Annotated in this window: 16 protein-coding genes and 1 tRNA gene; 9 read left to right on the forward strand and 8 right to left on the reverse strand. The window is 65.0% G+C overall.

Features of this window, described 5'->3' with window-relative positions; translation table 11 throughout:
• Positions 1 to 1,195, forward strand: a 1,195-nt coding sequence (locus tag E3O25_RS11650; RefSeq protein ID WP_134361214.1) for an HNH endonuclease signature motif containing protein, incomplete at its 5' end; no start/stop codon positions are given.
• Positions 1,196 to 1,454: 259 nt separating this feature from the next.
• Here E3O25_RS11650 and E3O25_RS11655 read toward each other — a convergent pair.
• The 7 genes from E3O25_RS11655 to E3O25_RS11685 form a co-directional block, all read right to left on the reverse strand.
• Positions 1,455 to 3,140, reverse strand: coding sequence for a long-chain-fatty-acid--CoA ligase (locus tag E3O25_RS11655; protein ID WP_092110466.1), 1,686 nt, complete (start codon positions 3,138 to 3,140; stop codon positions 1,455 to 1,457).
• A complete protein-coding gene (locus tag E3O25_RS11660; protein WP_241988572.1) occupies positions 3,137 to 4,201 on the reverse strand; it encodes a low specificity L-threonine aldolase in 1,065 nt (354 codons plus the stop codon). Before E3O25_RS11660 ends, E3O25_RS11655 begins: the two co-directional genes overlap by 4 nt.
• A 42-nt stretch (positions 4,202 to 4,243) precedes the next feature.
• Positions 4,244 to 5,356: an ABC transporter permease gene (locus tag E3O25_RS11665; protein ID WP_092110462.1), complete on the reverse strand. Its 1,113-nt coding sequence runs from the start codon at positions 5,354 to 5,356 to the stop codon at positions 4,244 to 4,246.
• A complete protein-coding gene (locus E3O25_RS11670; RefSeq protein ID WP_092110460.1) occupies positions 5,353 to 6,249 on the reverse strand; it encodes an ABC transporter ATP-binding protein in 897 nt (298 codons plus the stop codon). The genes E3O25_RS11665 and E3O25_RS11670 overlap by 4 nt, the downstream gene beginning before the upstream one ends.
• A 90-nt stretch (positions 6,250 to 6,339) precedes the next feature.
• Positions 6,340 to 7,005, reverse strand: a complete 666-nt coding sequence (locus tag E3O25_RS11675) for an SDR family oxidoreductase (protein ID WP_092110459.1) — start codon at positions 7,003 to 7,005, stop codon at positions 6,340 to 6,342.
• Entirely contained in the window at positions 7,005 to 8,414 is a 1,410-nt protein-coding gene (locus E3O25_RS11680; RefSeq protein ID WP_134361216.1) for a DUF6421 family protein, read from the reverse strand. The genes E3O25_RS11675 and E3O25_RS11680 overlap by 1 nt, the downstream gene beginning before the upstream one ends.
• A 160-nt stretch (positions 8,415 to 8,574) precedes the next feature.
• Positions 8,575 to 8,649 (reverse strand) — tRNA-Met (locus tag E3O25_RS11685).
• 84 nt (positions 8,650 to 8,733) lie between these two features.
• Here E3O25_RS11685 and E3O25_RS11690 point away from each other — a divergent pair.
• Positions 8,734 to 9,027: a DNA alkylation repair protein gene (locus E3O25_RS11690; RefSeq protein ID WP_134361217.1), complete on the forward strand. Its 294-nt coding sequence runs from the start codon at positions 8,734 to 8,736 to the stop codon at positions 9,025 to 9,027.
• 3 nt (positions 9,028 to 9,030) lie between these two features.
• On the opposite strand, the gene E3O25_RS11695 is transcribed toward E3O25_RS11690, so the two are convergent.
• The gene (locus E3O25_RS11695; protein ID WP_241988573.1) at positions 9,031 to 9,921 is read right to left on the reverse strand and encodes an amidohydrolase family protein; all 891 of its coding nucleotides are present in this window, start codon (positions 9,919 to 9,921) and stop codon (positions 9,031 to 9,033) included.
• Between the two features lie 77 nt (positions 9,922 to 9,998).
• Between E3O25_RS11695 and E3O25_RS11700 the strand changes: the two genes are divergently transcribed.
• The 7 genes from E3O25_RS11700 to E3O25_RS11730 all read left to right on the forward strand — a co-directional run bounded on the left by E3O25_RS11700 (position 9,999) and on the right by E3O25_RS11730 (position 13,399).
• Complete coding sequence (locus tag E3O25_RS11700) at positions 9,999 to 10,484, forward strand: SRPBCC family protein (RefSeq protein ID WP_092110453.1); 486 nt, start codon at positions 9,999 to 10,001, stop codon at positions 10,482 to 10,484.
• Positions 10,485 to 10,590: 106 nt separating this feature from the next.
• Entirely contained in the window at positions 10,591 to 11,013 is a 423-nt protein-coding gene (locus E3O25_RS11705; RefSeq protein WP_241984003.1) for a DUF3592 domain-containing protein, read from the forward strand.
• Between the two features lie 87 nt (positions 11,014 to 11,100).
• The gene (locus tag E3O25_RS11710; RefSeq protein WP_092110451.1) at positions 11,101 to 11,397 is read left to right on the forward strand and encodes a WXG100 family type VII secretion target; all 297 of its coding nucleotides are present in this window, start codon (positions 11,101 to 11,103) and stop codon (positions 11,395 to 11,397) included.
• Positions 11,398 to 11,458: 61 nt separating this feature from the next.
• Entirely contained in the window at positions 11,459 to 12,010 is a 552-nt protein-coding gene (locus E3O25_RS11715) for a hypothetical protein (RefSeq protein WP_206750219.1), read from the forward strand.
• 24 nt (positions 12,011 to 12,034) lie between these two features.
• On the forward strand, positions 12,035 to 12,361 hold the full coding sequence (locus tag E3O25_RS11720) for a hypothetical protein (RefSeq protein ID WP_134361219.1): 327 nt from the start codon (positions 12,035 to 12,037) through the stop codon (positions 12,359 to 12,361).
• Between the two features lie 2 nt (positions 12,362 to 12,363).
• On the forward strand, positions 12,364 to 12,813 hold the full coding sequence (locus tag E3O25_RS11725) for a hypothetical protein (RefSeq protein ID WP_206750220.1): 450 nt from the start codon (positions 12,364 to 12,366) through the stop codon (positions 12,811 to 12,813).
• A gap of 46 nt (positions 12,814 to 12,859) precedes the next feature.
• On the forward strand, positions 12,860 to 13,399 hold the full coding sequence (locus E3O25_RS11730; RefSeq protein ID WP_092110443.1) for a hypothetical protein: 540 nt from the start codon (positions 12,860 to 12,862) through the stop codon (positions 13,397 to 13,399).
• Positions 13,400 to 13,445 lie beyond the last annotated feature (46 nt).

Here is a 13,445-nt window from a genome sequence, read left to right on the forward strand (position 1 = left end):
GTGGCAGGCACGCCTCGCCCCCGACGGATCCGCGCCCGGCGACACCCCCACGGAGCGGCGCAGCTGGCTCACCTTCGGCGGCCTCAGCAACGGCGGCTACAGCCTCAACGGCTGGTTCACCACCCTCGACCGCGCCATCATCGGCAACGTCTTCGACGCGTATCTTTCCGCTGCGGCGGTCAATCCCGTGCCCGGCGCGGCCGGCACGACCCAATCCGACGCCACCCCAGTGCCTGGTGCCACTTCCGCAACCCCTCGGGATGCCACTACCGGCACTGCGCGCGCCGCCACCCCGCGTGCCAGGGTCGCATTCCATGAAACCGAACCGACCGACGCCGATCAAGCTGACGGCAACGACGGCAACGAGAGCAACGACGATGACAATGCCAACGAGGGGCCTGCCACTGGCGAGAACGAGAACAAGGCGGCGGCCGAGGAGGTGACTCAGGCGGAGACCGAGACTGACCTCGGAGTCGGAGTCGGAGCTGATGGTGAAGCCAAAGCGGAAGCCAGACCCGGAGCTGGAGCTGGAGCTGGAGCTGACGAGAGTATCCCACCCGACCCGGGCGGTCCCTGTCCGCAGCACCCCGATGACTCCCGCTCGATCAGCGAGAAACGAGCCGGCATCCTCCGCGCCGTGTTCGAAGCCGCCGCACGACACCCCAGCACCCCGACCATGGGCGGCGCCGCCCCCACGGTGCTCGTGCACATCAATATCAACGATCTCCTCGCCGGGCGCGGAGCCGGCTGGATCGACGGTATCGACGGGCCCCTCACCCCCCAGCAGGTCGAGGAGTTGATCTGCGCCGGCGGCTACCAACCCGTGTTGTTCGGCCACACCGGCACGATTCTCAACCTCGGCACCAGCAACCGGTTCTTCACCACCCAACAACGAAGAGCCCTCGCCGCCCGCGACGGCGGCTGTGTCATCCCCGGCTGCACCGTGCCACCCCAACACACCCAAGCCCACCACGTCATCCCGTGGAACCAAGGCGGCCCCACCGACATCGGAAACGCCGTCCTCATCTGCAACGCCACCCACTCCAGCATCGACACCTCCGGCTGGAACATCCAAATGCGAAACGGCCGACCCTGGATCCGCGGCCCCCTCCTCTTCGACCCCACCCAAACCTGGCGCCCCGCCGGCCAGAACCGCGCAGCCACCCCCACCGAGAAACCCAACTGGAACAAATAGCGACCGTATCGCGAACCCCAGATCGATTACTGCAGTCAGATCACTGCAGCCAGATCACCGCAGCCAGTTCGCTGCCAGCGCGCACGATTTCACTTCCGCCGCAGTGCGCATCCACCCGGGTGGGCGTCTTCGTGGCACAGCTTGACCGCAACCGTGCCGGGGCACGCCTCTCCGCGCGCAGCTCGCGGAGAGCCAGGCCGGGCATCCATTGTGAACGGTGCGGTGAAGCGCCGTCAATATCTTGGACTCACTCGTCGTTCTATTTGCCCTGCAGCCGATTGCGTACCTCGCGGCGCAGCACCTTGCCGAGCAGGCTGCGTGGCAGGTCGTCGACCTCGACGATGCGGCGCGGAACCTTATAGGCCGACAACCGCGTGCGGCAGTACTCCCGCACCGCGTTAACGTCGAGTTCGGCGCCGGGCGTGAGCACCACGACGGCCACCACGTCTTCGCCGCCGTTCGCGCTCGGCAGGCCGACCGCGGCAGCGTCCTTAATGTCGGGGTGTGAGAGTAACGCTTCCTCGACCTCGGACGGCGATACGTTGAAACCGCCGGTGATGATGAGTTCCTTCATGCGGTCGACGACGGTGATGAAACCGTCGGCGGAGACGCGCACAATGTCGCCGGTGCGCAGCCAGCCGCCGGGCAACAGCACCTGCGCGGTTTCGGTCGGGCGATCCCAGTAGCCGGAGAACACCTGCGGTCCGTGTACGAGCAGCTCGCCCTCCTGCTCGAATCCGCGCTCGATTGTGGGGTCTTCCGGGTCGACCACGCGAATGTCGGTGCTCGGAAACGGCACACCGACGGTTCCGGGCCGACGGCTCGGCCCGATCGGGTTGCCGGCCACGATCGGTGAAGCTTCGGTCATGCCGTAGCCCTCGACCAGCAGCCCTCCGGTTGCCTTCTCCCAGCGTTCCACAATCGAGACCGGCAGGTTCATCGCCCCAGAAATGGCAAAGCGGATGCCGTCGAGGCTCACCTTTTTCTTCGCCGCTGCCGTGACCAAGCGGTCGTAGATCGGAGGTACCGCGGGCAGGAAGGTGGGTGGGGCGTGCCTCGCGGCATCGAGCACGAGTTTCTCGTCGAACTTGGGGAACAGCACGAGACGGGCGCCGATGCTCATGGCGAAGGTGAGGCAGAGCGTGAGCCCGTAGGCGTGGAACATGGGCAGAACGCCGTAGACCGTTTCATCGCCGGGACGCAGGCCCGCTACCCAGGCGGAGCCCTGTGCAGCGTTGGCGCGCAGGTTGTAATGGCTGAGGATGGCGCCCTTCGGTGTGCCGGTCGTACCGCTCGTGTACTGAAGCACGGCGGTGTCGGTGAGCAGGGGGCGCTGATGCGAGTGGTGCAGCTTGCGGCCGCCAACGATGGACTCCCAACTGATGGCACCCCTTCCCGGTCCGGCGGTGAGGGAGGCTCGGGCGTCGCGAGCCTTCCTGATCGGCAGTGTGAGGGCCAGCCGTTTCGCGAACGGCATGGCGCGGGTGAGGTCGATGGTGACGACATCCGCTACCCCCATGTCTTTGGGGAAGGCGCGCACGGCTTCGTAGACCTTGTCCCAGACGATCGCGACGCGCGCGCCGTGGTCCTCGAACTGGTGCCGCAGTTCCCGGTCGGTGTAGAGCGGATTGTGCTCGACCACGATGGCGCCGAGGCGCAGCACCGCGTAGAACGCGACGACGTGCTGCGGGCAGTTCGGTAAGACGAGCGCAACGCGGTCGCCCGGGGTCACCCCGAGTTTGCGCAGGCCGTTGGCGGCGCGGGAGATCTGGTCGCCGAGTTCGGCGTAGCTGGTGGTCGCTCCGAAGAAGTCCAGGGCGATGTTCGGTGCGAACTGTTCGGCCGAGGTCTCCATCATGTCGGTGAGGGTCTCGGTGATCTCCGCGATAGTAGCGGGAACGCCGGGCGCGTAGGAGGCGAGCCAGGGCTGGTCCTTGAAGGTCATGACAGCTCCTTGGTGATTGCGGCGACGAACTGGTCGATGTCGTCTTCGGTGGTATCAAAGCCGCACATCCAGCGCACCTCATTTTTCGAGGCGTCCCAGTCGTAGAACCGAAACGAATCGCGCAAGCGGTCGGCGACGCCGGCGGGCAGGGTGGCGAAGATGGCGTTGGCCTGGGTGGCCTGGCTGAAATTCAGGCCGGTGATCGTGCCCTTGGCCAGCTCGCTTTCCAGCGCTCCCCGCAGCCGGGCGGCCATCGCATTGGCGTGGGTGGCATTTCGCAGCCACAGGTCGCCGTCGAGCAGTGCGATGAGCTGCGCCGAGACGAATCGCATTTTGCTGGAGAGCTGCATGTTCGACTTGCGCAGAAACTTCAAACCAGTGGATGCCGCCGGGTTCAGCACCACGATGCACTCGCCGAGCATCATGCCGTTTTTGGTGCCGCCGAAGCTGAGTACGTCGACACCGGCGTCGCGGGTGAAAGCCCGGAGCGGTGCCCCGAGGCTCGCGGCCGCGTTGGAGATGCGTGCACCGTCCATGTGCAGCGTCATGCCCTTGGAGTGGGCGTGGTCGGCGATGGCGCGCACCTCGTCGACCGTGTACGCGGTGCCGAGCTCGGTGGTCTGCGTGATGGCCACGACGAGTGGCTGTGCGCGGTGTTCATCGCCCCAGCCCCAGGCCTCCTGATCGATGAGTTCGGGGGTGAGCTTGCCGTCGGGGGTCACGACCGGCAGCAGTTTGAAGCCGCCGACATGTTCGGGGGCGCCGCCCTCATCATTGTGGATGTGCGCGGTGGCCGAACAGATCACGGCGCCCCAGCGCGGCAACATGGACTGCAGCCCGGTGACGTTGGCACCGGTGCCGTTGAACACCGGGAACGCTTCGACGCCGGCGCCGAACTGCTGGGCGAAGACCTCCTGCAACCGAGTCGTGTAGACGTCTTCGCCGTAGGCGATCTGGTGGGCGCCGTTAGCCGAGACAATCGCCTCCAGAATTTGCGGATGAATTCCCGAATAGTTGTCGGAGGCGAAACCGCGTGAGGTCAGGTCATGGAGTTGGGTCACCCATCCATCCTCCCGCATTCGGCTGTACGCCGCCCCACCTGCCTATTTGTGCAGGGCCTCGCGCAGCGAGACTCTGGCGCCCATGCGTAACAGCGCGTTGGAATAGATGCGCGACCCGATCAGAATCACGACCATCGTCGACAGCGCCAGCACCACGAGCGAGAGCACCGGCTCCCACCATTCGGCCTGGCCGAGGAAGATGCGCACCGGCATGCCGACCGGGGCCGAGAACGGAACGTACGACATGATCGCGAGCACGAGCGGGTTGTCGTTGAAGAAGACCACCATGAAGTAGGGGATCATCACGAGGAACAACACCGGAGAGGTCGCCGAGCCCACGTCTTCCTGCCGGGACACCATCGACGCCGTTGCCGCGTAGAGCGCGGCGAGCAGCACGAAACCGAAGGCGAAGAACACCGCGAACCAGACAATCGCCGGGCCTACATCGGCCAGCAGCACGCGTTGCCCGGTGACCGCGAGGCCGATCGAGACGAGCAGTCCGATGGCCACGATCTGCGCGAACGCCATGAGGCTGTTGCCGAGCACCTTGCCGGCGAGCAGGGCTCGCACCGAGATGGTCGACATGAGAATCTCGACGATGCGGGTCTGCTTCTCTTCCACGACGCTCTGGGCAATGGTGGCGCCGAAGGTGGTGGCCGACATGAGAAAGATGATGCCGAAACCGATGGCCACGAGGTACGCGAGAAAACCGTCCTGTTCGGCCGGTTCGAGAATCTTCAGCTCCGGGCTCACGCTGAGCGTGCCGAGAACATCACTCGGTGCTGAATCCAGTGCGATCACGGTGATGCCGAGCACGGAATCAGCGCTTGTCGAGGGCGTGACGGCCGCGTCGACGGTGCCGTCGCGCACCAGCGCCTCGGCCTCTTCAACGGTGTCGGCCTCGACAATGTCGAAAGCTTCGGTCTGTTCGACAACGCTGATGGCTGTGCCGACCACGGCGACCTTGGTCCGGCTTGTGTTCTGGCTGGCAATGCTGCCGACGATGACCGATGCCATTGAAAGGAGCAGCAAAATTCCCGTGGCGATGAGAAACGATTTACTGCGCAGGCGCGCCGAAATCTCACGGTTGGAGACCAGCCAGACGCTCTGGGCGAAAGTCGGGGCGGTGTGCACGGGGCGGGTCGCGGTGCTCATGCGATGACCTCCTTGAAAATCGTGGCGAGTGAGGGTCTCTGCTGGCTGAAGGTGTGCACCGCACCGAGCGTGATCGCGTGGTGCAGAACCGCCTGGCTGGCGGCATCCGTTTCGGCTTCGAAGACGGCGAAGGTGCTGTCACCGGCGCCAGCGACGTCGATCACGGTTATGCCGGGCTGCGAGCGGATCCAGCCGGTGTCGCCAGCGGTGCGAATCTCAAAGCGGGGGCTGCTGTGCTGCTCACGCAGAGCCTCGCGGGAGCCGTTCGCGCGAATTTCACCGTCGGCGATGATGACGAGGTCGTCGCAGAGCCGCTCGACGATATCGAGCTGGTGCGAGGAGAACAGCACGGGAGCGCCCTGGGCTGCAAATCCGGCGAGCACGCTCATGACCACCTCGACGGCGAGCGGATCGAGGCCTGAGAACGGCTCGTCGAGCACGAGAAACTCGGGATCGTGCACGAGTGCGGCGGCGATCTGGGCGCGCTGCTGGTTGCCGAGCGAGAGCGATTCCACGGTGTCGCCGGCGCGCGCGTCGAGACCGAGACGTTCGAGCAGGTCGGTGGTGTTGCGGCGAGCGGATGCCGGTGACAAGCCGTGCAGGCGGGCCAGGTAGACGAGTTGCTCGGCCACCTTCATCTTGGGGTAGAGGCCGCGTTCTTCGGGCATGTAGCCGAAGCGGCGGCGGTCGCTCGCGGTGACTGGTACCCCGTCGATGAGCACGGTACCCGAATCGGGCGACAGCACGCCGAGGATGATGCGCATCGTCGTGGTCTTGCCGGCACCGTTCGCGCCGACGAAGCCGGTCATGCGGCCGTCCCCCACGGTAAAGCTCACGTCGGTGAGCACCTTTCTCGTGCCATAGCTCTTGGTGACTCCCCTGATGTCGAGCATGCCCGCCCTTTCGTTGTGCGTGTCTTCACGGTAGCGCGTGCGCGCAGAAGGGGGCGCAGCCGGTTGGCCGCGCCCCCTCAAGTTACCGAGTTACGAGAGAAGCACCCGACTGTTGTTGACGGACGCCGCCGGCTCGTTCCACAGGCCCGTCACGCGGGTAGCGAGCTCAGTTTCGAGCCCCGCGAGCGAACGCACGACGAAAATCACGGCCGCAGCCGTGTCGCCGGTTTTTGTGAAGCCCTCACCGACCGCGCGCACCCAGCTTTCGGCTGCGGACTTCGCGGCCGCATAGTTCGCGCCGCCCGCCGTCGGCCGGTCCACCGACACGCTCGAGACGATCGCGAGGCGCCCGGCCGGTGACGCCAGCAGATCGGCGTTGAACGCCCTGGTCGTGTTGCGCAGCGTGGTGACCACGTGTGAGTGCAGAAAATCCCAGTCCTCATCACTCTGGCCGACGAGGCCGCCGCCGCCGCGCCAGCCGCCCACGAGGTGGATCAGTCCGTCTATGGGGCCGATCGCTGCAGCCAGCTCGGTGACCGCAGGCCAGGAGGTGAGGTCGCACTCATGCAGCACAGCCTCGGGTGCGACGGCCAGCACCGACTGGAGACGTGCAAGATTCGAGCCGACGGCGACGACGTGCGCGCCGGCATCCGCTAGTGCAGAGGCGACGGCCAGCCCGGCCGCGCTGGTCGCGCCGGCGATCAGAACGGTGCGGCCAACCACCGTGCGGCCAGCGACGGCCGAGCTGGCTTTCATCAGTCGACCGCGCTGCCGGTGATGCCGGCCGTGGACTCGATGACGATGCGCATCTTCTTCTCGAGCGCTTCGAAGAACATCGACAGCGGGAATTCATCGTCGAGAACCTGGTCGGTGTAGCCCTTGGGCGCCCCGGCGAGCACCTCGAGCGGCAGGCCACGGGCCCAGGTCGAGGCAGGGTTGGGCGTGAGGGTCTTCGAGATCATCTCGTAGGCCGCGAGCCAGTGCGCCTTCTTCGGCCGGTCGATCGACGCCCAGTACAACTCGTCGATCTGCGCTCCGAGCGCGATGACCACGTCGGGCACGGCCTCCCAGTCGAAGGTGAGCCGGGTGTCGGTCCAGTGCAGCACGCCGTGCTGGTGCATCCAGGCGAAGAGCAGCTGACCGCCGAGGCCGTCGTAGTTGCGCACGCGGTTGCCGGTGATCGCGAACCGAAAGATGCGGTCGAAGATGACCGCGTACTGCACCAGTTTCGCGTGCCGGCGCGCCTCGGGGCTCGCCGGCTCGCTGCGCTCGATGGTGACCGATTCGCGAAACGCGGTGAGGTCGCAGCGTAATTCCTCGAGGGAGTAGAGGAAGAACGGCATGCGCTGCTTGATCATGAACGGGTCGAACGGCAGGTCGCCGCGCATGTGTGTGCGGTCGTGGATGAGATCCCACATCACGAAGGTTTCCTCGGTGAGGTGCTGGTCGTCGAGCAGCGGGGCTGCGTCTTTCGGCAGCTCGAGCCGGGTGATCTCGGCGGCCGCGCGCACGACGCGGCGAAAACGGGCGGCTTCACGGTCGGCGAAGATGGCCCCCCAGGTGAACGTGGGAATTTCGCGCATCGCGACCGTCTCGGGAAACAGCACGGCCGAGTTGGTGTCGTAGCCGGGGGTGAAATCGAGAAAACGGATCGGCACGAACAGCTTGTTCGTGTAGCCGGCCTCGAGTTCACCGATGAATTCCGGCCAGATGACCTCGATCAGAACGGCTTCGACCAGGCGGTTGGCGCTGCCGTTCTGCGTGTACATCGGGAACACCACGAGGTGGCGAAGCCCGTTCACCCGGTGCTGCTGCGGCTGGAAGGCCATGAGGGAGTCGTAGAAGTCGGGTTCGCCGAATCCCTCGGCCGCCCAGCGGTCGAAGTCCGTGATCAGCGCGGCCAGATACGCGGCATCGTGCGGGAAGTGCGGCGCGAGGTCTGCGATGGCCGCGGTGATGCGCGAAACGGAGACGTCAGCATCCGGGTGCCGTTCGGCGTCGGTGATCGACCCGTTCTGAGCCTGCAGGGATTGCAGCTGCGTCGCCGCAGCCTTGAGGCTCAGCCATGCGGGGTGCTGCGCGAGGTCGATGCCGCCGTCTTCGAGAACCTCGGGCTCTCCGACCAGAGCGTTAGCTACGTGTGTTTTTTCAACAGATATCGACATGGGAACCTCCGATTCGAGTGAGTGCCGCGGTCGCGGCGGGCGTGCGCGCCGAAAAAAGACGTTCCTTCAGAATATCGGGCGTCGTGCAGCGTTTTCTTGCGATCTCTCGCAACGAATCGTGGCTTCGCTCCGGTTTCGACGCTGAAAATCGCCGCCGGAGACGCGACGGCAGGATTCGAACCTGCGAAATACCGGAATATGAAACCGGCCCCTTGGTCCACTTGGGCACGCCGCGATGAAAGCAACGTTAGGCAGTCGTCACGCGCTGCGGGTGAATGTTGCAGAACCTTACCGATTATGACCGCGATCGTCTGCGTTGATGCCACAATCGCCTACGGCCGCCGCTGTCCGGGATGCCCTGGCCGTCCTCGCCGACCCTGAACTCGCCGTCGGTGTTGCCCGCTTCTTTCAGACCGGATCCGGTCAATGCGGTGAGGGCGACGTATACAAAGCGGTTGGCTGGATGCTGCGCGAAGTCGGCACGCGCATCGACCGCAACCTGCTGCTCGCCTTTCTCGACCAGCATGCTGCTCAAATGCCGCGCACCGCGCTCAGCTACGCCACCGAGCACCTCAGCCCCGAGCAACGCGCCGCCGACCGCGCGGCGCGATAGCCCCTATTCGCCGATCAGACGCAGACCGTTGTACCAACAGACGGCGCGCAACCAGTCGTCGTCCAATCGCGGCTCCCGGTCACGCAGGCGTTCGAGCGACTCCAGCTGGTGAGCGTAAGGGTACGGAATGTTGGGAAAGTCGCTGCCCAGTACAACGCGGTCGGGCAGGTCGGCCAGTCGCGGCAGCAGGGCGGGGTCGAACGGCGCGAGTCGCTCGAAAAAGTTGGTGAACACCATCGTCGTATCCAGGTGGACCCACGGGTACCGGTCGGCCAGATCGAGAAAATCGCTGTATTCCGGGGCGCCGAGATGGGCGACGACGGCTGTCAACAGCGGATGCCGCGCCAGCACTCCCGCGAGCTTGTCCGGCCCGGTGATCCCCGGCCGGGAAACCGGCCCGCTGCCGACATGGATCACCACCGGGATCGCGGCGTCGGCGAGCAGGCCCCAGACCGGGTCGAGCAGGGGTTCGCGCAGGTCGAACGCCCCGACCTGTGCGTGGATCTTGAACACCCGAGCGCCACGATCGAGGGCAGACTGCACCTGCTCGAGCACGCCCTCCTCCGGGTAGAACGTGGCGCTCGGCACGCAATCGGCGTGTTCCGCGGCGAGGTCGAGCGAGAAATCGGTCAGCGACGCCGCCATTCCGGGGCGATGCGCGTAGGAGAGCGCGGTGAAGCGGCGCACGCCGAGCCGGCGAATCGTCGTGAGCCGTGAGTCCTGGTCGTCGCGGTACCGGATCGGCCACTCCTGGCCGATCAGCGGCTCGATCTCATCGAAGTGGGACCAGACGCGCCGCAGCATCCGCTCGGGCAGAAAATGCGTGTGCAGGTCGACCAAGCCCGGCAGGCCAAGGGTGCGCCACCAGGCCGGTACCTCATTGTCGAGCATCATTGACCCCAGTGTGCCAGACCTCCTCTTGACAAGCGGATGCACCGAGCCTATTTTCGCCCGCGAAGAGAGGTAACGAAATGAACACACTGAAGGTCACTGTCGTCCCCCACACTCCGTTCGTCGAGTACGTACGTGAGTTCGACGCCCCGGTGGCCGCCGTCTATCGGGCGCATGCGGATCCCGCCCTCGTGGAACGGTGGCTCGGGCCGAACGGCTACACCACCCAAATTGACCACTGGCACCTGCGTACCGGCGGCAGCTACCGTTTCACCCACGTCGATCCGGAGGGCGAGAGTTACGAGTTCCACGGCGTTTTTCACGCGGCCAGGCCGAACGACCTCATCATTCAGACCTTTGAATATGACGGCTACCCGGATGTCGTGAGCATCGAGACCCTGCGCTTCGAGGACCTCGGTGACGGCCGCACGCGCCTGGTCGGCCACTCGACCTATCCGAGCCAGGAGGCGCGCGACGGAATGGCTGCGAGCGGCATGGAAGAGGGCATGGCCCAGGGATACGACCGACTCGATGCTGTGCTCGCCGAGCTCATGGCCACCCGCTGAAGCGACCCCGTGCTGCGCAATGGACGCGCAGGACCGTGCCGCCTGCGCGCGTCACCCGATACTCTTGAACCATCGGGGTGAGCGCCGCGAGCAGACGAGATGACGGATGGCGGTGCCAGTGAACGCCCTCGACTTCGCCGGCATCATCAGCGAGATTCTCACCCTCGTCGGCCTCATCATCGGAGCGCTCCTCTATATAGTCGGCCTGTCGGTGCGCGGTATCAGCGGCCGCTGGACCCGCACGACCGCCGTGATCGCCGCGTCAGGAGCGGCCGAGTCCGGGCCGGCCACGGTCATCCGCTGGTTTGATCGCGACGGCGATGTGCACGAATGCCCCGCGGACACGCACGAAACGCACCAGCTCGTGCCCGGTGATGACGTGCGGGTCTGGTTTCGCAATCGCGACCCCGAACGGTGTCGCACGCACGACCCCGAACTGGACGGCAAGGGGCTGCGACTGATCGGCCTGGTTCTGCTCGGCATCGGCGTTCTCGCCGGGGTGACCGGCATCGTGTTGATGTTTCTCTGACGCTTCCCGAACGGGGGTGGGCGTTACCCCGTGCTGCTAGGGTGTGCCCAACAGACCGTGAAACGTAAACAGGGGGGTACCGCTCTCATGGCAAACATCAACGTCTCATATCAGGAACTGAATTCTTCGGCCGATCGCCTTTCGGTAGGCCGCGACGATCTCGACTCCAAGCTCGATGAATTGCAGCGCATCATTGCAGTTCTCGTCAGTTCCGGCTTCGTCACTGACAAGTCGTCCGGTGCGTTCAACGCGTCCTACGCGGAGTTCACGAACGGTGCCCGTTCGGCGATCCGCGGCCTCGAAGGCCTGTCGAGCTACCTCCGCAACGCGGCCATCACCCTCGACGACGTGGACGCCCAGCTCGCCGCCCGCTTGTCACGATAGTTTCCGGTAAACCAATCGGCCGCACGCGGCCAGGTCCGGAAGGCGAACCATGTACGGGGACATGTCCGCGGTGCGAATCGACGCATCGTACTTGCGCGCCCGCGCGGAAGCTATGCGCTCGCGCGCGCTGCAACTCACGGCGCAGGCCGAGGCGATGAGCTGGAATTCAGCGGCCGCCCAGGTCTTTCGCACCCAGATCACGCTGACGGCCGACGACATCGGTCGCACCGCCGCGACCCTCGACGCGGCAGCGGATGCACTGGGCACGCATGCAGGTGCTGTCGACGACGTGAAGGCGCTCATCGTCCAGGCGCAGGCTTGGGCCGCTGAGCGCCTCGACGAGGCGCGGTCGATTGCCTCGAACGCGGTCAAGGTAATTCAGGACGTTGCCGAAAATGCTGTGACCTCGTTCATGACCGTCGTGAATTCTGCCGTCGACGTCGTCACGAAAACCGTCCAGGTGTCCGTCTACAAGCTCGCGAATATCGATATCGCCGAGAGTGTCGTCACTCACGCCCAAGACGTGATGCGCACAATTCCCAGCCCGCCCAGTACCGGCTCGAAGGACTGGCTTGACGTGGAGTACTTGCTGAAGACAGCGCTGCGCCCATGATGTGCGTGAATGTGGAGGCCGACCGTGTCCGATAAGTCTGGACCCGGGCTCGATAACAGTCTCCTGGCCGAATCCATGGCGGAGTCGTTGGATAACAAGGTGGACAGCGTCGTGCAGGGCGCGACGGAGATGGGTGATGCATTCACCCGGTCTCAGGATCGCAGCACGGATGCGACCGCGAAAACTCTCACCCGCATAGGGTCGGCGACCGGCTCGATCGTGGCGACCTTCTCCGACATCGAGTCGATGACGGCTACCCTGGCGCAGCACCTCGTGGCGACACAAGCGGATGCCGCGCGCATCCTCCCGATGGCGTCCAACGGTGATCTGTTGCAGTCGCTCATCTCATGATCATGCAGGGATCGAGTGCTCTCGAGCGGGTGTCAGCTGAGGCACTGGACGCGGCAATGACGACCTACTACGAAGACAATAAAGAGCACGTGTCGAGAGCGGACGTGTTCGACGCGCCGGTCATGCTGGCGGGGTTCAGCCAGGGCGGAATCGTCGCTGCCGCTTTTGCTGAGAACAGGAGTGACACATACAACGTTGTGCAGGTGTTGACGGCCGGGTCACCCATCGGCAATTTTGATATCCCACACGATATCAGCGTCATCGCCTCCGAGGCCGACCCGGTATCCGGCGCCGACGGCACACAGAACCCCGAGCGGTGGGAGACCCTCACTGCCGATAATGGCGGCGGGGTGGACTCGGCTCGCACGATGTCCTGCGCTACGCGCTCCTTGCCGAATCCGCAGCGGGCACACCCCAAGAGCAAAACAAACTCGACGATTTTCTGGGTGTGAGGGACGACAGGGTCATTTCCGATTATTACGCCGTCAAGGAGTCGAAATGATAGTCACGCTAGCCAGCCGAATTCAGGCCAGGATCGTGCCTGTAATTCTGCTAGCGTCACTGAGCGTGGCGTTGCTCGGCGGCTGCGCTGCGCTGCGTGGCGGCCAGTCCGTCGACGGCGCGGTACTGGGCATTGAAACACTTCCAGGTGTTGCTTCCGCGAATGTCAGCCAAATCACTACCCTGAGTGGGTTCAAGCGGATTTGGACTACCACCGTTGCGATCACTTTGGAGCCTGACTACCGCATCGATGATGCCGAGGCCGCTCTGGATTGGGCCATGCACACAGCCTGGTCGGTTAATGACAATGAGCCGAATCTGGGGATTAGCGTCGGGTTTCTTGACTCCTCCGGCAACACCGCTGATTGGGACTGGCAGACGGCGGCTTCCGCTCTGGGCTACGACTCGCCCAGCGTCGGTGCCCTCATGACTGCGACAGGAACGCTGTCGTTCGGACCCTCCGTGCTCGGCGACACTCTTGGTCCGTGGCCGGGGGACGTGCCCGAGCTGGCCGATGGCGTGATTGTGGCCGACTGATGCGGCAACTCATGACCATCGGCCGACTCCGGCACCAGACGGAGAG

Origin of the sequence: Cryobacterium sp. TMT1-3, from assembly GCF_004402315.1 — a bacterium.
GTDB classification, from domain to species: Bacteria; Actinomycetota; Actinomycetes; order Actinomycetales; family Microbacteriaceae; genus Cryobacterium; species Cryobacterium luteum.